The following is an 18,368-nucleotide window of genomic DNA, read 5'->3' on the forward strand; positions in this document are numbered from 1 at the left end:
AGAAAGCTCCTGCGGAACGTTGCCGTGGCTGGCTGCCTGCCGCCTCACCGTAGCATCTATTGACACGACACTGACGGTCGTAGAAATAATGAAATACCCCGAGGGTCGGAACACGGCCCGGAGAGGGATCACTCATGCGTCTATCGACCGTCTCCCACACAGCGGGTACGAGCGCCGCGGTCCTCCACGGAGGCACGTGGCGAGCACTCCCCGCCCCCGACCTGTCGGCGCTGCTGACCACCACGCCACCGCAACGGTTCGCGGACCTGGCCGGCGACGTCCTCGACGATGCCGTTCCCGTGCTTCCGCTCCCCGCCCCCACCAAGGTGATCTGCTGCGGACTGAACTACGCCGACCACATCCGGGAGACGGGCCGGGAGCTTCCGGCCCACCCCACGCTCTTTCCCAAGTACGCCGACACCCTCACCGGCCCCGATGCCGACATCGTCCTGCCCGGCGGCCTCCAGGTCGACTGGGAGGCCGAACTCGCCGTCGTGGTGGGCGCGACCCTGCGGCGCGCGGACCGGGAGACCGCGCTCGCCGGAATCGCCGGCTACACGGTGGCGAACGACCTGTCCGTACGCGACTGGCAGTACCGCACCCTGGAGTGGTTCCAGGGCAAGGCGTGGGACGCGTCCACTCCCCTGGGTCCCGTGGTCGTGACACCGGAGGAGATCGACCCCGCCGACGGCCTCGACGTGATCTGCCGCGTCAACGGCGAGCAGGTCCAGCACGACACCACCCGGACGCTGGTGTTCGACGCCGCCGACCTGCTCGCGTACATCTCCGCCTTCACCGTGCTGCGGCCCGGCGACCTCGTGCTCACGGGTACGCCCGGCGGCGTCGGGGCGGCCCGGACGCCCCCGCGCTACCTCCGCGACGGAGATGTCGTGGAGACCGAGATCGCCGGCATCGGCACCCTGCGCAACACCGTGCGCTTCACCGACTGACGCCCCCCGTTTCCCTCTGCCGCCCCCGCCTTCTGCTACCGCTCCCCCTCCTTCTCCGACCGCTCCCCTTATCTCCTCCTGCCCGACCCTCTCCGCCTCTTGCCCGACCCTCTCCGCCTCTTGCCCGTCGCGACCGACCAGGAGACCGCGTGAACCCCGATCCCGATCGATTCGTCCCAGGTCATTCCCTCCCCGGTCAATCCCTCCCGGGACATTCCCTCCCCGGTCATGCCCTGCCGGTGCGGCCCGACCCCGGGCCGTACGTCCTCGACGGCGACAACTCGATGTACGCCGACGCGAGCGGCCTGGTCGTACCGGTCGTCACACGGGCCGGTGCGGAGCCCGGGGACACCGGGCAGTCCGCCGGCGCGACCCGGATCTCGGGGGTCAGCGTCCAGCACACCCCGGCGACCAGGATCTGGTTCGGCAAGGTCCACAACGACGGCGGCTACCGCTCCGTGCCCCACCATCACGGTGAGGCGGAGACCGGCGGCTACGTGCTCTCCGGCCGGGCGCGGATCTACTTCGGCGCCCGGTTCGAGGACTACATCGACATGGCGGAGGGCGACTGGGTCTTCGTCCCGCCGTTCCTGCCCCACGTCGAGTGCAACCTCGACCGCAATCGGCCGCTGACCTGGATGACGACCCGGACTCCGGAGAACATCGTGGTCAACCTCCCCCAGGTCGACGACACGGACCTGCGTGACTGGACGGACCGCCCCTGATGACCGACACCACCTCGGACGTCTTCACCGCCGCCGTCACCCTGACCCCGGTCGAGGCCGAGCGCTTCGACCTCGCCTTCACCGCGGTCACCCAGCCCTGCCCCTGGCCGAAGGCGTACGGCGGCGACCTGGTCGCGCAGGCCGCGGCGGCGGCCATGAGGTCCGTCGACGACGGCAAGACGCTGCACTCCATGCACTCCTACTTCATGCGCCCCGCCGACATCGGCGCCGACGTGCGCTACGAGGTGGAGCTGCTGCGGGACGGCCGCGGTTACGCGACCCGGCAGGTGCGCGGCTACCAGAACGGCAAGCCGCTCTACGTCTGCCTGGCGAACTTCGCGGCGGGCGAGCCCGGCGGAACGCACACCGGCGCCGTCCCCGACTGGCTGGGCAGGGACCTGCCCGATCCCGAGGAACTGCCCAGCTCCGCGGAGTACCTCGCGGGACGCACCGGCGGCACGATGACCGCCGAGTCGCAGCGCTACTGGGCGGAGGGCCGGGGCTTCGACATGCGCCATGTGCCGGGTCCGGTCTACCTCGACGTCGAGGGTGCCCGGGAGCCGCACCAGGCGGTCTGGGTCAAGCCGTTCGACGCCCTGCGGCCGGTGGACGGGCTCACCGACGCACAGCGTGACGCGGCCGCCCTCGCGTACGTCTGCGACTACACCGTCCTGGAGCCCGTCCTGCGGGTCCTCGGTCTGCCCTGGGCACAGGAGGGGCTGGTCACCGCCAGCCTCGACCACGCGATGTGGTTCCACCGCGCTCCGCGTGCGGGGGTGACGGACGGCTGGCTGCTGTACACGCAGCAGGCGGTCGCGGCCGACGGCGGACGCGGGCTCGGCTCCGGCCGGTTCTTCACCCCGGACGGCACCCACCTGGCGACCGTCGCCCAGGAGGGAATGATCCGGGCGGCAGGCTTCCGCGCCTCGCGGCCCCTGTCCGAGGGAGGACCGGCATGACCCTGTCGCCCTCGGGCCACGTCGACACCTTCGCCCGGGACCACCTCCCCGGGGCCGGGGACTGGCCGGTGCTGGAGTTCACCACGGACCAGCTGCGGTACCCCGAACGCCTCAACGCGGCCGTCGAGTTGATCGACCGTCCGGCCGCCGCCCTCGGCCCCGACCGGCCCGCGCTGCGCACGCCCGACGGGGAGGTATGGAGCTACGGCGAGCTGCGGCGGCGCTCCGCGCAGATCGCCGAGGTGCTCACGGAGGACCTGGGTCTGGTGCCCGGCAACCGGGTCCTGCTGCGCTCCCCCAACACGCCCTGGGCCGTGGCCGCCTGGCTGGGCGTGCTCCGGGCGGGCGGCATAGCCGTCGCCGTCATGACCGCGCTGCGGGCCCGCGAGCTGGCGCCGATCGTGGCGAAGACGCGGCCCGCCGTGGCGCTGGTGGACCCCCGTTTCCTGGACGACGTGCTCGCGGTGCGGGACACGGTCGCACCGGAGCTGACCGTGGTGCCATGCGGCGGGGCCGGGGCCGACGACCTCAGCGGCCGGGCCGGGCGGAAGCCGGGCCGCTTCGCGGCGGTCGACACCGCAGCGGACGACGTCGCGCTGTTCGGCCCGACCTCGGGCACCACCGGCGTCCCCAAGATCACCACCCATTTCCACCGCGACCTCCTCTCGATCGACAACACCTTCGGCAGGAACACGCTCGGGCTGCGCTCCGACGACCTGGTCGCCTGCACCGCGCCGCTCGCCTTCACCTTCGGCCTCGGCATGCTGGTCGTCTTCACCCTCCGGGCGGGCGCCTGCGCGTTCCTCACCGAACCCGTGCCGCCCCCGCGGCTCGCCGACCTGGTGGCCGAGCACGGGGTGAGCGTCCTGGCCACCGCCCCGACCGCCTACCGGCAGATCCTCCACGCGGGGAAGGTGTCGCGGCTGGCCGGACTGCGCCGGGCGGTCAGCGCCGGCGAGCACATCCCGCAGGGCCTGTGGGAGGAACTGCGCGACCGGCTCGGCCTCCGGGTCATCGACGGGATCGGCGCCACGGAGATGCTGCACATCTTCATCTCGGCGGCCGGCGACGACATCCGCCCCGGGGCGACCGGCAGACCCGTACCGGGCTACCGTGCGGCGATCCTCGGGCCGGACGGCGAGGAACTGGGCCCGGGAACCGAGGGCCTGCTCGGGGTGATCGGCCCGGTCGGCTGCCGCTACCTCGACGACGAACGGCAGGCCGGCTACGTCGTCAACGGCTGGAACATCACCGGTGACACCTTCCTCCGGGACGAGGACGGCTACTTCTGGTACCGGGCGCGCAACGACAGCCTGATCGTGTCGTCCGGCTACAACATCGCCGGTCCCGAGGTGGAGGCCGCCATCGACACGCACCCGGACGTCGTCGAGGCGGCCGTCGTCGGCGCGCCGGACGCCGAACGCGGCGCGATCGTCTGCGCGTTCGTCGTACTGCGCGACGGGGTCGTCGGTGACGCCGTGCGGGCGAAGGACATCCAGGACCACGTGAAACAGCAGATCGCGCCGTACAAGTACCCGCGCGAGGTGCGCTTCGTGGAGGCCCTGCCACGCAATCCCAGCGGCAAACTGCAGCATTTCAAGCTCCGTCGGCTCCTGGAGGAGCGAGCATGAGGATCGCCATCGTCGGCGGCGGCCCGGGCGGGCTGTACTTCGCGGCCCTGATGAAGCAGCTGGATCCGGCGCACGAACTCACCGTCTGGGAACGCAACGCGCCCGACGACACCTTCGGGTTCGGAGTCGTCTTCTCCGACGAGACCCTGGGCGGCATCGACAACGCCGACGACACCGTGCACGCCGCGATGGAGAGCCGCTTCGCCCGCTGGACGGACATCGACGTCGAGTTCGGCGGCAGCCGCTTCACCGTCGGCGGCCAGGGCTTCGCGGCGATGAGCCGCAAGGAGCTGCTGCAGATCCTGCAGCGGAGGGCCGCGGACCTCGGCGTCACCGTCCACTACCGGACCGAGGCCCCGGACGTGGACGAACTGCGGGCCTCCCACGACCTGGTGCTGGCCGCCGACGGCCTCAACTCGGCCGTCCGCACCAAGTACGCGGACGTCTTCGGACCGTCGCTGGACACCCGGCGCAACAAGTACATCTGGCTGGGCACCGACCTGGTCTTCGAGGCGTTCCAGTTCTTCGTCAAGCAGACGCGGTGGGGCACCATGCAGATCCATGGCTACCCCTACTCCGCCACGGGTTCGACCTTCATCGTCGAGATGCACGAGGACGTGTGGCGGCGGGCCGGCTTCGACCGGACGGCGGACGAGGTGTTCCCGCCGGGTGTCTCCGACGAGCACGCGGTCGCGCGGATCGGGGAGATCTTCGCCGACGAGCTGAAGGGCCACCGGATCCTCACCAACAACTCCAAGTGGCTGAACTTCACGACGGTCCGCAACGAGCGCTGGTACGACGGCAATGTGGTCCTGCTCGGCGACGCCGCCCACACCGCCCACTTCTCCATCGGCTCGGGCACCAAGCTGGCCATGGAGGACGCTCTCGCGCTGGCGGCCTGCCTGCACGAGCACCCGACGGTGGCCGACGCGCTCGCCGCCTACCAGAGCGAACGCAAGCCCGTCGTCGAGTCGACCCAGCGGGCGGCGCAGGCGTCGCTGGAGTGGTTCGAGAACATCGGGATGTACGCCGGTCAGGAGCCGGCGCAGTTCGTCTTCAACCTCCTCACCCGCTCGCGGCGCATCACCTTCGACAGTCTCAGGGAACGCGACGGCGAGTTCGCCGCGCTGATGGAGGCGGAGTTCGCCCGGAGCCAGCGGGCGCCGGAGGTGGCCCCGGCGATGTTCCAGCCGGTCCGGATCGGTCCGCTCGCGCTGGAGAACCGGGTCGTCGTCTCCCCGATGGACATGTACTCCTGCGACTCCGGCGTCCCCGGTGACTTCCATCTGGTGCACCTGGGCTCCAAGGCGCTGGGCGGAGCCGGGCTGGTGATGAGCGAGATGGTCTGCGTGTCCCCGGAGGGGCGGATCACCCCGGGCTGCCCGGGGCTGTGGTCCGACGAGCAGCGCGACGCCTGGCGCCGGGTCACCGGCTTCGTGCACGAGCGGACGAGCGGGAAGATCGGTCTGCAGCTCGGCCACTCGGGGCGCAAGGGCTCGACCAAGCTGATGTGGGAGGGCATCGACGAGCCGCTGGAGGACGGCAACTGGGAGGTGATCGGCCCCTCGCCGCTGCCGTACGGCGCCGGGTGCCATGTCCCCCGCGAGGCCACCCGCGCGGACCTGGACAAGGTGGTCGCGGACTTCGCCCGTGCCGCCCGGCGCGGGGTGGAGGCGGGTTTCGACCTGATCGAGGTGCACGCCGCCCACGGGTACCTGCTCTCGTCCTTCCTCTCCCCCGTCGCCAACCGGCGCACCGACGCGTACGGCGGCTCCCTGGAGAACCGGCTGCGGTTCCCCCTGGAGGTCTTCGACGCGGTGCGCCGGGCCGTCCCCTCCTCCGTCCCGGTCACCGTCCGTATCTCGGCGACCGACTGGATGCCCGACGGCAACACCGAGGACGACGCCGTGGACATCGCCCGCGCGTTCATCGAGCACGGCGCGGCCGCCATCGACGTCTCCTCCGGGCAGGTCGCCCGGGACGAACAGCCCGCCTACGGCCGCTCCTACCAGACGCCGTTCGCCGACCGGATCCGGCACAAGGTGGCCGGGCCCGCCGGGGTGCCGGTGATCGCCGTCGGGGCCATCTCCTCCTACGACGACGTGAACTCGATCCTGCTGGCCGGGCGGGCCGACCTGTGCGCGCTGGGGCGTACCCATCTGTACAACCCGCAGTGGACGCTGCAGGCGGCGGCGGAGCAGGAGTACCGCGGGCCCGGCGCGCGGTGGCCGGTGCAGTGGTCGGCGGGTCGCCGCAAGCCGCCCTCCTCCCGCACCGACAAGGTCGCGCCCCGACTGTCGCTGCTGCGCGAGGGGGCCGCGGCCGATGTGCACCTGCGGTGGACCCCCGCTTCCGGCACGGTGCCCGCGTGAGCACCTCGCTCCGGGCCGGCGGTCCGGTCGGCGTGCACCGGACACGGATCGAGTGGATCGACACCGACGCGGCCGGGATCTACCACAACAGCACGGTCGTACGCTTCGTGGAGGCCGCGGAGGCGTCGCTCATGCACGGGCTCGGCCTGCACGGCTACTTCCCGGTCGCTCCGCGCGTGCGCTACGAGGTGGACTTCGAGGCGCCGCTCTTCTTCGGCCAGGACGTGTGCGCGGTGGTGGAGCCGGTGCGGATCGGCACCACGTCGATGACCTTCGACTTCGAGGTCTGGGGCGAGGAGTTCCGCGGCCGCCCGCGCGGCCGGGCCGCGCAAGGCCGTTATGTGACCGTCCACATCGGCGGGGACCACCGCGGTGGTGCCGCGAGCGCTCCGTGGCCGAAGGAGTGGGTCGCCGCGCTCACCGGGCCGGTCGGGTCGCCGCAGGACCGTCCGGCATACTCACTGGAATGAGTACGATCAAAGGCGACCGGCCCTCCCCGGCCGCCCGGCGTTCCCGGACAGTGCTCGTGAGCTTCCTCGGCGCCGTCGTCCGCAAGATGGGCAACTGGATGCCCATCGCCGGCACGGTCGAGCTGCTGACCGGTCTGGGGCTGGACGCGCCGAGCGTCCGCACGGCGGTCTTCCGGCTCAAGAAACGCGGCTGGCTGGTCTCGGAGAGCCGTGCGGGCATGCGCGGCTACACCCTGACCCCGGCCGCTCTGGAGGCGCTCGTCGCCGGTGACGAGGTCATCTGGCACGCCCGGCAGCCCGCCGACCTCGGCGACGGCTGGTGCTTCGTGAACTTCTCCGTACCGGAGTCCGCTCGTGCCCTGCGGCACCGGCTCACCGCACACCTCACCTCCCTCGGCTTCGGCAACATCGGATCGGCGGTCTGGATCGCCCCGGCGCGGATGCTCCCGGCCGCCCAGCGCGCCATCGCCGAACTCGACCTCACCGCGCAGTGCGCCGTCTTCGTCGGCGACTACGTCGCCGGACAGGATCTGACGGCCATGGTCCGCGGCGGCTGGGACCTCGACGAGATCGACCGCCGCTACCGGGAGTTCATCGACGAGTACGAGGGGGAGGCCGACCGGCTCGGCGAGGCCGCCGTCATCGACGGCGACCACGCCTTCGTCACCTATCTCGCGGTCGTCGACCACTGGCGCAAGCTGCCGTTCCGCGACCCCGGGCTGCCGCGCGAGGTGCTGGCCGAGGACTGGAGCGGCCCGGACGCCGTCCGGCTCTTCGAGCGGATGGTCACGCTGCTGGAGGGCCGGGCGCTGGCCCACGCCGCCGCCTACTGGCCGGCGCAGCCGAGGACGGCAGGGCGCACGGACGACACGAGGGCGCTGCAGCGCAGTTCCTGACCGTCCGGGGGCTACGGCCGTCGGACCGGCGTACGGGCGCCCGCGCCGAACCAGCGGGCGAGGTGTTCGTCGGTGCCGGTCACGGCCACGGGTAGAACCCCTGTCCGCTCTTGCGGCCGAGTTCACCGCGGGCGACCTTCTCCCGCAGCAGCCGGGGCGGCGCGAACCGTTCGCCGAGGGTGGCGTGCAGGTGGTCGGCGATGGCGAGGCGTACGTCGAGACCGACGAGGTCGGTCAGGCGCAGGGGTCCGGTGGGGTGCTTGTAGCCCAGGGACATGGCGGTGTCGATGGCGTCCGGGGTGGCGACGCCCTCCTCCACCATGCGGATCGCCTCCAGGCCGAGGGCGAGTCCCAGGCGGCTGCTGGCGAAGCCGGGCGAGTCACCGACGATCACCTCCTGTTTGCGGAGGGCCCTGGTCCAGCGGACGGCGGACTCCAGCGTGTCGCCGGTGGTGTCGGGTGCCGTGACCAGCTCGATGAGGGCGGAGACCGGTACGGGGTTGAAGAAGTGCATGCCCAGGAACCGTCCGGGGTGCCGCAGGGCCGCCGCGAGGTCGGTGACCGAGAGGGAGCTGGTGTTGCTGGCGAGCACGCACCGCTCCCCCACGCGCTGTTCGGCGGCGGCGAGCAGGCGGGCCTTGAGTGCCGCGTTCTCCGGGACCGCCTCGACGACCAGGTCGGCGTCGCGCGGCAGTTCGGTCACCGAGGCGACCGCGGTGACCCGGGGCACGGCCTCCTCGGCCCCGGCCCGCCGCAGACCAACCGCGATGCGCGCCAGGGCGGCGTCCGTGGCATCGGCGTCCTGTTCCACGACCACCACCGCCGACCCGGCGGCGGCGAAGGACTGGGCGATCCCCGCGCCCATACGCCCGCCGCCGATCACCCCGACGACGGCGGGTGCCGTCGATGCTGCCGAGGTCATGCCCGGCCTCCCTTCTTCTCCAGGAAGCGCGTCATGCGTTCCTGCTTGTCCCGGCCCTCGAACAGCACGGCCTGGGCGAGGTCGTCGGCGACCGGGTGGCCGCCGGGGGCGTCCGTCACGAGCTTGGTCAGCCGCAGGGCGAGCGCGGAGGCGCGGGCCATCCGGTCGAGCAGGGCGTGCGCCTCGGCGGCCAGCCGCTCGGCCGGTACGACGTCCATGACCAGCCCACAGGCGAGTGCGGCGGGCGCGTCGAGGGTCCGGCCGGCGAGCAGCACCTGCTTGGCCACCGACTCGCCGACCAGTTCCCTGAGCCGCCAGCAGGCCCCGGCGGCGGCGAGGATGCCCAGGCCCGGCTCGGGGTTGCCGAAGACCGCGCCGGGGGCGGCGATCCGCAGGTCGCAGGCGTAGGCCAGTTCTGCGCCCCCGCCGAGCGCCCAGCCGTCGACGGCGGCCACGGTGGGCAGGGGCAGCCTGCGAACCCGTTCGAAGAGGCGACTGTTGATGCCCTGGAGGGCCTCGTCGCGGCCCCGGTCGCGCAGTTCGGCGATGTCGGCACCGCCGGCGAAGACGCCCCCGTGCCCGGTGAGCAGCAGCAGACGCGGGTGACGCTCCAACTCCTCGCAGAGACGGTGGAGTTCGGCGATCATGTGGGCGTCGATCGCGTTGCGGGCCTCGGGCCGGTGCAGGGTGACCACGACCCTGTCCGCGCGTTCCTCGACGAGGAGTGTGTCGTAGGCGTACGAGTCTGCCGTCGTGGTGCTCATACGCGCTCCACCAGCAGCGACACGCCCAGTCCGACTCCCACGCACATGGTCGCCAGACCGCGGCGGCCGTCCTCGCGCTCCAGCCGGCCGAGCAGGGTGAGCACGATCCGGGTGCCGGAGCAGCCGAGCGGGTGCCCGAGGGCGATCGCGCCGCCGTCGGCGTTGACCCGGTCCTCGTCGACCTTCAGGCGGCGCACCACCGCCAGTACCTGGGCGGCGATGTTCCAGCCGGCCCGGTCCAGTGCCTTGGCGGTGGCGGGCACCGGGCCGAGCCCCATGAGACGGGGCTCGACCCCGGCCGAGGCGGCGGTGACGACACGGGCCCGTGGCGTGAGGCCGTACCGTTCGACCGCCGCCCCGCTCGCCACCACCACAGCGGCCGCCCCGTCGGACAGTGGCGAGGAGTTGCCCGCGGTGACGATGCCGTCGCCGCGGAAGGAGGGGCGCAGCCCGCTCAGCCGCTCCAGCGAGGTGGACGGCCGGGGGCCTTCGTCCCGGGTGACCTCGCCGTCCGGCACCGGCACGGGGACGATCTCCCGGTCGAGCCGGCCGGCCTGCTGGGCGGCGACGGCCCGGCGGTGGCTGCGCAGCGCGAACGCGTCCGCCTCGACTCGGGTGATGCCGTCCAGGGCGGCGAGTTCCTCGGCGGTCTCGCCCATCGACAGGGTGGTGTCGGCGGGGAAACGCGGGTTGGTGAACCGCCAGCCGAGCGGGGTGTCGTGCACCTCGCCGGGCCGGGACCAGGGCGTGCCGGGCTTGGCCATCACCCAGGGGGCGCGGGTCATCGACTCCACTCCGCCCGCCACGACCAGGTCGGCCTCGCCCGCCCGGACGGTCTGGGCGGCGGACGCCACGGCCGTCAGGCCGGACGCACAGAGCCGGTTGACGGTGTATCCGGGCACGGAGTGCGGCAGTCCGGCCAGCAGGGCCGCCATCCGGGCCACGTTGCGGTTGTCCTCGCCGGCCTGGTTGGCGGCGCCGAGGATCACCTCGTCCACGGCCTCGGCGGGGATCGCGGAGCGCCGTACCGCCTCGGCGACGACGCGTGCGGCCAGGTCGTCGGGACGGACGGAGGCCAGGGCTCCGCGATGGCGGCCCAGCGGGGTGCGGGCGCCGTCGATCAGATAGACCTCGTCGGGCATGGGGCGGACTCCTTCACGGAGGTGTGGCGGCGGGTGGCAGAGGGAGGGAGAAGACAGGTCCGTCAGAGGTCGGCGAGCAGGGTCGACGGGCGTTCCACGCAGTCGGCGACGTACCGCAGGAAGCCGCCGGCCACGCCGCCGTCGCAGACGCGGTGGTCGAAGCTGAGCGACAGCTGGGTGACCTTGCGGACGGTCAGCTCTCCGTCCACGACCCACGGCTTGTCGACGATGCGGCCCACGCCGAGGAGGGCCGCCTCCGGGTGGTTGATGATGGGCGTCGAGCCGTCGACGCCGAACACCCCGTAGTTGTTGAGGGTGAACGTGCCGCCGGTCAGCGCCGCCGGCGGGAGGCTGCCGCTTCGGGCGAGGTCGGTCAACCGGGCCAGCTCCGCCGCCAGTCGGACCGTGGTCAGACGGTGGGCGTCACGGACGACGGGCACCATCAGGCCGCGGTCGGTCTGGGCGGCGAAGCCCAGGTGCACCTCGTCGTAGCGGACGATCTCGCGGCGCTCGGTGTCGATGGTGGAGTTCAGCTCCGGGTAGCGGGCCAGTCCGGCGACACAGACGCGGGCCAGCAGGGCGAGCAGCCCGATGCCGCTGCCCGGGCGGGCCGCGGCCAGTTCCCTCTTCGCCCGCAGCAGTCCGGTGGCGTCCACGTCCACCCAGGTGGTGGCGTCGGGGATCTCGGTGCGGCTGCGGGACAGCTTGTCGGCGACCGCACGGCGCAGTCCGCGCAGGGGGATGCGTTCGGGTCCCGCCGGTACGGGGTTCTTCTGTGGCTCGGGGGCCGGTACGGGCGTGGGGCGCGGCACGGGCCGCCGGGCCGACTCGACGGCCTGCTCCACGTCACGGCGCAGCACGATCCCGGCCGGGCCGGAGGGGGTCAGTTCGGTGAGATCGATCCCGTGGTCCCGGGCCATCCTGCGGACGAGGGGTGAGATGACGCGGGGCGCGGCCCGGTGCGGGGCGCCGCCGGCCGGTGCGGGCGTTTCGTCCCCCGTCGCGACGGCCGCGGATGCCGGGCGACGAACGGCCGTGTCGCCGTCCCCGCGCAGCCCGGCACACGCGGCGAGCGGCGCCCCGGCGGTCAAGGCTGCGGTGGCCGGGGCGTCGGCGGCTGAGGCCCGGGCGGACTCGGCCCCGGCGGCCGAGGCTCCGGCGACCGAGGCTCCGGCGGCCGGCGGCGGGCCCGGGCGCCCGCGTCGGCGGCGGGGGGCCGGGCCGTGGCCGGTGCCGTAGCCGATCAGCACGTTGCCGGAGCCCGCCTGCTCCTCCTCGCGGTACCGCTCCGCCGCGGTGCCGTCCGGCCGCCCCGCTTCCGCCCGGGCCCCTTCCTCCGGGGTGTCCGGCCGGCCGGCGGCCGTCGCGCCCGGACCGTCCCGTCCGTCGGAGGCCGCCGCGCCCACCGTGATCAGCGGCTCCCCCACCGCCAGGGGCGTGCCCGCGTCCGCGTGCAGGCACAGCACCGTGCCCGCGTACGGGACCGGTACCTCCACCGCCGCCTTGGCGGTCTCGACCTCGACCACGATCTGGTCGATCGTCACGGTGTCGCCGACCGCGACCTTCCACTCGACGATCTCGGCGTCGGTGAGACCCTCACCGAGGTCAGGGAGCCTGAACAGCTGTTCGGCGTGTGTCGTGGTGGTCATGCGGCCGCTCCCTTCGGCAGGTGCCGGACGTCCGGGTCGTCGGCGAACTGGAGGCGGTCGACGGCGTCGAGGACGCGGTCGACGCCGGGCAGATGGGCGTGCTCCAGCTTGGGCGGCGGGTAGGGGATGTCGAAGCCGGTCACCCGCAGGACGGGCGCGGCCAGGGAGTGGAAGCAACGCTCCTGCACGCGTGCGGCGATCTCCGCTCCGACGCCGGCGAAACCCTGGGCCTCCTGGACGACCAGGCAGCGCCCGGTGCGGCGCACGGAGGCGGTGACCGTCTCGTCGTCGAAGGGGACGAGGGTGCGCAGGTCGACGACCTCCAGGTCGATGCCCTCGGCCGCCGCCGCCTCGGCCGCCGCCAGGGCGACCGGCACGGACGGGCCGTAGGCGACGAGCGTGGCGTCGCGGCCCTCCCGCCGGATCGCCGCCCGGCCGAAGGGCAGGGCCGCGCGGTGCCGGAGGTCGGTCTCCTCCTTCGACCAGTACAGCTTCTTCGGCTCCAGGAAGACCACCGGGTCGGGGTCGGCGACGGCGTCCCGCAGCAGCCAGTACGCGTCCTCGGCCGTCGCCGGGGTGACGACCTTCAGGCCGGGGGTGTGCGCGTAGTACGCCTCGCTGGAGTCGCAGTGGTGCTCGACTCCGCCGATGCCGCCCGCGTAGGGGATGCGGATGACCATCGGCAGGGTGAGCCGTCCCCGGGTGCGGTTGCGCAGCTTGGCGACGTGCGAGGCGATCTGTTCGAACGCCGGGTAGGCGAAGGCGTCGAACTGCATCTCGACGACGGGCCGGAAGCCGCCCATCGCCATGCCGACTGCCAGGCCCACGATGCCCGCCTCGGCGAGCGGGGTGTCGAAGCAGCGTTCCTCGCCGAAGTCACGGGTCAGCCCGTCGGTGATCCGGAAGACACCGCCGAGCGGGCCGACGTCCTCACCGAAGACCAGCACCCGCTCGTCCTCGCTCAGCGCGTCGCGCAGTGCGGTGTTCAGCGCCTGCGCCATCGTCACTCTGGTCATGGCGGTCAGTCCTTCCGGGCGGGCGACGTGGCGGTTTCCGCGGGCGCGGCGTGCTCGGCCGCCTCGGCGGCCTGGGTCAGTTCGGCGGCCAGCAGCGCGCGCTGTTCGCGCAGTTGCGGGGTCGGCTCGGCGTAGACGTGGTCGAACAGCTCCAGCGGGTCGGCGACGGTCTCGGCGTTCATCCCGGCGCGCAGTTCCGCGGCCAGGGCCTCCGCCTCCTCCTCCACCGCCGCGACGTCCCGGTCGGTGAGCGCGCCGCGCGCCCGCAAGTACGTCTCCAGCCGGCCGATCGGGTCTGCGGCCCGCCATCGCTCGACCTCGTCGGTGTCCCGGTAGCGGGTGGCGTCGTCGGCGTTGGTGTGGGCGTCCATGCGGTAGGTGTGCGCCTCGACGAGGAAGGGGCCGTGGCCGGCGCGGGCGTGTGCCACGGCCTCGGTCAGCACGGCCAGGACGGCGACCGGGTCGTTGCCGTCGACCTGTTCGGAGCGCATCCCGTGGCCGACGCCCTTGTAGGCGAGGGCGGGCGCGGCGGTCTGCCGGGCCAGGGGGACGGAGATCGCGTACTTGTTGTTCTGGACGAGGAAGACGACCGGCGCGCGGAAGACCGCCGCGAAGTTCAGCGCCTCGTGGAAGTCGCCCTCGCTGGTGGCGCCGTCGCCGATCAGGGCCATGGCCACCGCGTCCTCGCCCGTGCGGCGCAGGGACTCCGCCATGCCGGTGGCGTGCAGGACCTGGGTGGCCAGCGGGGTGCACTGGGGCGCCGTACGGGTGGCGGCGGGGTCGTAGCCGCAGTGCCAGTCGCCGCGCAGCAGGGTCAGCACCTCGACGGGGTCGATGCCGCGGGTGACCAGGGCGACGGAGTCCCGGTAGGTCGGGAAGAGCCAGTCGTCCGGGCGCAGCGCGAGCGCGGCGCCGACCTGGCAGGCATCCTGCCCCCGGCTGGAGGGGTAGACGGCGAGCCGCCCCTGCTTGGTGAGCGCGGTCGCCTGGGTGTCGAACCGGCGTCCCAGCACCATCCGCCGGTGGGCCTCGCGCAGCATCTCGACCGGGGGCTCCGCGTACGCGGCAGGCGGCCTGGCCACCGGCGTGCCGTCCTCGGCCAGGAACCGCACCGGGGTGAGCGACGGCAGGAGGCCCTGGACCGTCTGTCGGAGGCTCTTCACGGACATGGAGGGCGCTCGCTTTCTCTGGACACTTGACGGGAGAATGGTGGCTACTGCGGAATATGTGTTCAATACTTCGGCGGAACCGGCGATGAACTGCCGGATCCAGCGTTCCGGGAGAGCAATGTGTCCGAGGAATTCCCCGCGCCGGTCCAGGAGACCGGACGAACTGCCGCCCCCGTCCCGCTCGACGCCGTCGACCGGCAGATCCTGGCCCGGCTGCTGAAGGACGGCCGGGTGTCGGTCCGTGCCCTCGCCGACCAGGTGCACATCTCGCGCGCCAACGCCTACACGCGGATCGGCAGGCTGCTGGCGGACGAGGTCGTCACCGGCTTCACCGCCCAGCTGAATCCGCAGCGGGCGGGGCTCGGCACCAGCGCGTACGTCACGATGTCGATCGAGCAGAACGCGTGGCGGGACATCGCACGCGAGCTGCGCGAGATCCCCTACATCGAGCATGTCGCCCTCGTCACCGGGGACTTCGACGTCCTCGCCCTCGTCCGCACGCCCGACAACGCGCTGCTGCGCCGGATCGTGCTGGAGAACATCCAGGCGATCGCGGGAGTGCGGTCGACCCGCACCTGGCTGGTCTTCGACGAGGTGCGGGGGCGCGGGGCCGACTGGGGCGCCTGAGCGTGCCGGTCACGCCGCCGCGGCCACGTGCCGCCGGGAGCGGACGACCCGGAACCGCCCGGTGACGAAGTGGGCGCCCGCGGCCGGGAGGTCCGAACCGCCCGAGGAGGGGTCGGCGGGGAGGTCGTCCGCGAGGTTCTGCACCAGATGCGCTCCGGCGTCCAGCGCCGCCGACTCGGCGACCGCCAGCACGAGCGGATCGGTCGAGTGCACCGCCGCGTACAGCGCGCCGTGCCGGCCCACGGTGCGGCGGAACACCTCCAGGCTGTGCGCGGTCGAGTCGGTGCCCACCAGGAAGGCCACCGGCCCCGGCCACTCCCGTCCGTAGACCCGTTCGTCCCGCGCCTGCAGCCGGACGAGCAGCGGGCTGCGGACGTCGGCGTGCGGATGGTCGGGATGGCGCAGCGCCCGCGCGGCGTGGACGACCGTGCCGTACCGTGCGGCCCGCTCCACCTCCGCCGCCACCGTGTCGTCGGCGATCGCCCCGACCAGCCTCGCCACCCGCGCGGGATGCCCGAGCAGCCGGTCCACCGCCTCGCCGAGGTCGGCCCCGAGGTCCCGCAGACTCTTGGGTCCCTCGTCGGTCGCGATGCCCGCCGCCGGAGCCAGGAGGTTCTGCGGAGTGGTGCGGAGCCTGCCGTTGCACCGGCACAGGGAGGACGCGAGCCCGCGCACGAGGGAGCGGTAGTCGTCGGTGGAGTCGACGACGACCGTGTTCGGGCCGGTCCGCTGCGCGAACACGACGGCCTGGCGGGCGTACTGCTCCAGCCAGTCGGCGAACCGCGCCGACCCGGTGAAGTCGATGATGCGCACCGCCGGGTCCGTGGCCAGCCGCCGGTGCAGCCGTTCCTCCGGCGGGGCCACCGCGAGCGTCACGATGTCCGGGGAATGGCCGGCCTCCGCCAGCACCTGCCGGGCGACGCGCACGGTGATCGCCAGCGGCAGCACGGCCCTGGGATGCGGGGCCACGATCACGGGGTTGCCGGTCACCAGGCTGGCGAAGAGGCCCGGGTAGCCGTTCCAGAGCGGATAGTCGGCGCAGCCGACGAGGAGGGACACCCCGCGGGGCACCAGCGTGCAGGTGCCCCGCATCTCCAGCGGCCGTCCGCGCCGCCCCCGGACGCTCTCCCAGCGCAGGTCGGCCGGGACTCGTTCCGACTCGGCGAAGGCCTGGGCCACCGCCTCCAGCGCGCGGTCCTGGGCACGCGGCCCGGCGGCCCGGAACGCGGCCCCCGGCGGCTGACCGGTGGTGTGGTGCACCGCGAGGGCCAGTTCATGGCTGCGGGTGTTGAGCCGGCGCAGTATCTCCACGGCCAGACCGGCGCGTTCGGCCGGGCCCGCGGCGCGCCAGCCGGCGGTCGCCCGCGAGGCCGCCGCCACCAGGGCCGCGGGATCACAGTGCGGATAACGGATGCCCATGGCGATCCCGTACGGGGAGAACTCCGTGGCCACCCGGCCCAGTTCGCCCGGCTGGTCGAGGTCGAAGGGACGTCCCAGGAGGGAGGCGAAGACCTTGGCGGCCGTCCGGGTCGAGCGCATGCCCGCGTCCGCGGCGTCCTGTCCGGTCGCCGCCGTGAAGGGCAGCCGGCACTCCCCGGCCGCCATGGCGCGTACGACGTCGTGGAGCAGCGCCCGGTGCCGCTCGTAGGCGGTGGGGCCCACGGCCGTCAGCCTCTCCACGCCGCGGCGAGGGCGAGGAAGGTGTCGTTCTCCTCCGGGAGCCCGATCGTCACGCGGACGCCCTCCCCCGGGAACGGGCGGACCACGACCCGCCCGTCCAGACAGTGCAGGGCGAAGTCGGCGCTGTCGTCGGCGAGCGGCAGCCACACGAAGTTGGCCTGGGAATCGGGGACTTCGAAGCCGAGGTCGCGCAGCCGGCCGGTCACCCGCCCCCGTTCGGCGGCGGTCAGCGCGGCGCGGCGGGCGACCTCGGCCCGCTCGCCGAGGGCGACGACGGCCGCTTCCTGCGCGAGGGCGCTGACACTGAACGGCACCTGGGTCTTGCGCACATGGGCCGCGATCTCCGCCGGCGCGACGCAGTACCCGGCGCGCAGGCCCGCCAGGCCGTAGGCCTTGGAGAAGGTGCGCAGCACCACGACGTTGGGACGGTCGCCGAAGAGGGCCAGGGCGTCGGGCACCAGGGCCGGGTCGGCGTACTCCCGGTACGCCTCGTCGACGACCACCAGGACGTCCTCGGGCACGCGGTCCACGAAGTCGCGCAGCGCCCGCTCACCGACCGCGGTCGAGGTCGGATTGTTGGGGTTGCAGACGAAGACCAGCCGGGTCCGGGGGGTGAGGGCCGCCGCCATGGCGTCGAGGTCGAGCGCGTGGTCGCGCAGCGGCACCTTCACGGCCGTACCGCCGGCCACGGCCGTGAGGATCGGGTACGCCTCGAAGGACCGCCAGCCGAAGACGGCCTCGTCGCCCGGGCCGAGGACCGCGTGCAGCAGCTGGCCGCAGACCTCCGAGGAGCCCGCGCCGACCGCGATCCGCTCGGGGTCGACCCCGTGGTGGTCGGCGACGGCCCGCACGAGGCGGGTGGCGCTCAGGTCGGGATAGCGCGACACGCCGCCCGCGAGTTCGGCGAGCCGTCCGGCGACGCCCGGCAGCAGTCCGTACGGGGTCTCGTTGCTGGCCAGCACCACCGCGCCGGGCAGTTTGCGGCCCGGTACGTAGGAGGGCAGCTCCGCCAGGGAGGAACGGACACGCACCATGCTCGACTCGCTTCCGCGGTGGTGAGGCCCGGGATCGTGCCTCCGGGCACCTGTGACAGGGAAATGGTGGAGACAGCGCGACACACGCTCAACCTTTCGGCGAATTCGACGACACATCGCCGGGGGCCGCCGGTCCGGGCGGCAAACCGTCTTCGTACCGGCGGGTACCGGGTGCCCCCGCGAGACGGACGGCGGGACGGACGGCGGGGTGGCGCGACGGGGACGCTGCGAGCGGCCCTGCGGGGTGGAGGCCGCGGAGGCGCGGGCGACCGCGCGCGGCGTAGCGTGGAAGGCGTGAGGACGGGGAACGTGACGGCCCCCGCCCTCACCCATGTGGTGCGGGATCCCGCCGGTGCGCGCCG

At 73.4% G+C, this 18,368-nt stretch carries 16 protein-coding genes; 8 read left to right on the forward strand and 8 right to left on the reverse strand.

Translation table 11 applies throughout. The annotated features are described in order from the left end of the window. Nucleotides 1–134: 134 nt before the first annotated feature. From PYR72_RS06270 to PYR72_RS06300, 7 genes are all read left to right on the forward strand, one after another. Nucleotides 135–950: a fumarylacetoacetate hydrolase family protein gene (locus tag PYR72_RS06270; protein WP_275454314.1), complete on the forward strand. Its 816-nt coding sequence runs from the start codon at nucleotides 135–137 to the stop codon at nucleotides 948–950. 239 nt (nucleotides 951–1,189) lie between these two features. After that, complete coding sequence (locus PYR72_RS06275) at nucleotides 1,190–1,675, forward strand: cupin (RefSeq protein WP_275454315.1); 486 nt, start codon at nucleotides 1,190–1,192, stop codon at nucleotides 1,673–1,675. Beyond that, complete coding sequence (locus tag PYR72_RS06280; protein WP_275454316.1) at nucleotides 1,675–2,634, forward strand: acyl-CoA thioesterase domain-containing protein; 960 nt, start codon at nucleotides 1,675–1,677, stop codon at nucleotides 2,632–2,634. The genes PYR72_RS06275 and PYR72_RS06280 overlap by 1 nt, the downstream gene beginning before the upstream one ends. Continuing rightward, nucleotides 2,631–4,265, forward strand: coding sequence for an AMP-binding protein (locus PYR72_RS06285; RefSeq protein ID WP_275454317.1), 1,635 nt, complete (start codon nucleotides 2,631–2,633; stop codon nucleotides 4,263–4,265). The genes PYR72_RS06280 and PYR72_RS06285 overlap by 4 nt, the downstream gene beginning before the upstream one ends. Next, complete coding sequence (locus PYR72_RS06290; protein ID WP_275454318.1) at nucleotides 4,262–6,637, forward strand: bifunctional salicylyl-CoA 5-hydroxylase/oxidoreductase; 2,376 nt, start codon at nucleotides 4,262–4,264, stop codon at nucleotides 6,635–6,637. Before PYR72_RS06285 ends, PYR72_RS06290 begins: the two co-directional genes overlap by 4 nt. Next, the gene (locus tag PYR72_RS06295; protein WP_275454319.1) at nucleotides 6,634–7,107 is read left to right on the forward strand and encodes a hotdog domain-containing protein; all 474 of its coding nucleotides are present in this window, start codon (nucleotides 6,634–6,636) and stop codon (nucleotides 7,105–7,107) included. The genes PYR72_RS06290 and PYR72_RS06295 overlap by 4 nt, the downstream gene beginning before the upstream one ends. After that, a complete protein-coding gene (locus PYR72_RS06300; protein WP_275454320.1) occupies nucleotides 7,104–8,003 on the forward strand; it encodes a PaaX family transcriptional regulator C-terminal domain-containing protein in 900 nt (299 codons plus the stop codon). Before PYR72_RS06295 ends, PYR72_RS06300 begins: the two co-directional genes overlap by 4 nt. A 79-nt stretch (nucleotides 8,004–8,082) precedes the next feature. Here PYR72_RS06300 and PYR72_RS06305 read toward each other — a convergent pair whose 3' ends face one another. The 6 genes from PYR72_RS06305 to pdhA form a co-directional block, all read right to left on the reverse strand. Continuing rightward, nucleotides 8,083–8,925: a 3-hydroxyacyl-CoA dehydrogenase family protein gene (locus PYR72_RS06305; RefSeq protein WP_275454321.1), complete on the reverse strand. Its 843-nt coding sequence runs from the start codon at nucleotides 8,923–8,925 to the stop codon at nucleotides 8,083–8,085. Further along, entirely contained in the window at nucleotides 8,922–9,689 is a 768-nt protein-coding gene (locus PYR72_RS06310; protein ID WP_275454322.1) for an enoyl-CoA hydratase/isomerase family protein, read from the reverse strand. The genes PYR72_RS06305 and PYR72_RS06310 overlap by 4 nt, the downstream gene beginning before the upstream one ends. Continuing rightward, the gene (locus tag PYR72_RS06315) at nucleotides 9,686–10,831 is read right to left on the reverse strand and encodes a thiolase family protein (RefSeq protein ID WP_275454323.1); all 1,146 of its coding nucleotides are present in this window, start codon (nucleotides 10,829–10,831) and stop codon (nucleotides 9,686–9,688) included. The genes PYR72_RS06310 and PYR72_RS06315 overlap by 4 nt, the downstream gene beginning before the upstream one ends. Before the next feature lie 62 nt (nucleotides 10,832–10,893). Then, nucleotides 10,894–12,480 (reverse strand): dihydrolipoamide acetyltransferase family protein, encoded by a 1,587-nt coding sequence (locus tag PYR72_RS06320; protein ID WP_275454324.1) that lies wholly within the window; start codon nucleotides 12,478–12,480, stop codon nucleotides 10,894–10,896. Next, nucleotides 12,477–13,496 (reverse strand): alpha-ketoacid dehydrogenase subunit beta, encoded by a 1,020-nt coding sequence (locus PYR72_RS06325; RefSeq protein ID WP_275454325.1) that lies wholly within the window; start codon nucleotides 13,494–13,496, stop codon nucleotides 12,477–12,479. Before PYR72_RS06325 ends, PYR72_RS06320 begins: the two co-directional genes overlap by 4 nt. Nucleotides 13,497–13,501: 5 nt before the next feature. Next, on the reverse strand, nucleotides 13,502–14,665 hold the full coding sequence (gene pdhA / locus PYR72_RS06330; RefSeq protein ID WP_275454326.1) for a pyruvate dehydrogenase (acetyl-transferring) E1 component subunit alpha: 1,164 nt from the start codon (nucleotides 14,663–14,665) through the stop codon (nucleotides 13,502–13,504). A 120-nt stretch (nucleotides 14,666–14,785) separates the two neighbouring features. Between pdhA and PYR72_RS06335 the strand changes: the two genes are divergently transcribed. Next, on the forward strand, nucleotides 14,786–15,292 hold the full coding sequence (locus tag PYR72_RS06335; RefSeq protein ID WP_013006145.1) for an Lrp/AsnC family transcriptional regulator: 507 nt from the start codon (nucleotides 14,786–14,788) through the stop codon (nucleotides 15,290–15,292). Nucleotides 15,293–15,301: 9 nt separating this feature from the next. Here the strand turns inward: PYR72_RS06335 and PYR72_RS06340 are convergent, their stop codons facing one another. Together PYR72_RS06340 and hisC are read right to left on the reverse strand one after the other, a co-directional pair. Further along, nucleotides 15,302–16,954, reverse strand: coding sequence for an aldehyde dehydrogenase family protein (locus PYR72_RS06340; RefSeq protein WP_275454327.1), 1,653 nt, complete (start codon nucleotides 16,952–16,954; stop codon nucleotides 15,302–15,304). A 5-nt stretch (nucleotides 16,955–16,959) separates the two neighbouring features. Continuing rightward, nucleotides 16,960–18,006: a histidinol-phosphate transaminase gene (hisC, locus tag PYR72_RS06345; protein ID WP_275454328.1), complete on the reverse strand. Its 1,047-nt coding sequence runs from the start codon at nucleotides 18,004–18,006 to the stop codon at nucleotides 16,960–16,962. Between the last annotated feature and the right edge of the window lie 362 nt (nucleotides 18,007–18,368).

Source organism: Streptomyces sp. VNUA24 (assembly GCF_029167005.1).
Classification (GTDB): Bacteria; Actinomycetota; Actinomycetes; order Streptomycetales; family Streptomycetaceae; genus Streptomyces; species Streptomyces scabiei.

Bases quoted from the DNA above. Each gene is read 5' to 3' on its own strand.
- PYR72_RS06270 (WP_275454314.1), top strand. From the start codon at position 135: ATGCGTCTATCGACCGTCTCCCACACAGCGGGTACGAGCGCCGCGGTC.
- PYR72_RS06280 (WP_275454316.1), top strand. From the start codon at position 1,675: ATGACCGACACCACCTCGGACGTCTTCACCGCCGCCGTCACCCTGACC.
- PYR72_RS06285 (WP_275454317.1), top strand. From the start codon at position 2,631: ATGACCCTGTCGCCCTCGGGCCACGTCGACACCTTCGCCCGGGACCAC.
- PYR72_RS06290 (WP_275454318.1), top strand. From the start codon at position 4,262: ATGAGGATCGCCATCGTCGGCGGCGGCCCGGGCGGGCTGTACTTCGCG.
- PYR72_RS06300 (WP_275454320.1), top strand. From the start codon at position 7,104: ATGAGTACGATCAAAGGCGACCGGCCCTCCCCGGCCGCCCGGCGTTCC.
- PYR72_RS06305 (WP_275454321.1), bottom strand. From the start codon at position 8,925: ATGACCTCGGCAGCATCGACGGCACCCGCCGTCGTCGGGGTGATCGGC.
- PYR72_RS06310 (WP_275454322.1), bottom strand. From the start codon at position 9,689: ATGAGCACCACGACGGCAGACTCGTACGCCTACGACACACTCCTCGTC.
- PYR72_RS06315 (WP_275454323.1), bottom strand. From the start codon at position 10,831: ATGCCCGACGAGGTCTATCTGATCGACGGCGCCCGCACCCCGCTGGGC.
- PYR72_RS06320 (WP_275454324.1), bottom strand. From the start codon at position 12,480: ATGACCACCACGACACACGCCGAACAGCTGTTCAGGCTCCCTGACCTC.
- PYR72_RS06325 (WP_275454325.1), bottom strand. From the start codon at position 13,496: ATGACCAGAGTGACGATGGCGCAGGCGCTGAACACCGCACTGCGCGAC.
- pdhA (WP_275454326.1), bottom strand. From the start codon at position 14,665: ATGTCCGTGAAGAGCCTCCGACAGACGGTCCAGGGCCTCCTGCCGTCG.
- hisC (WP_275454328.1), bottom strand. From the start codon at position 18,006: ATGGTGCGTGTCCGTTCCTCCCTGGCGGAGCTGCCCTCCTACGTACCG.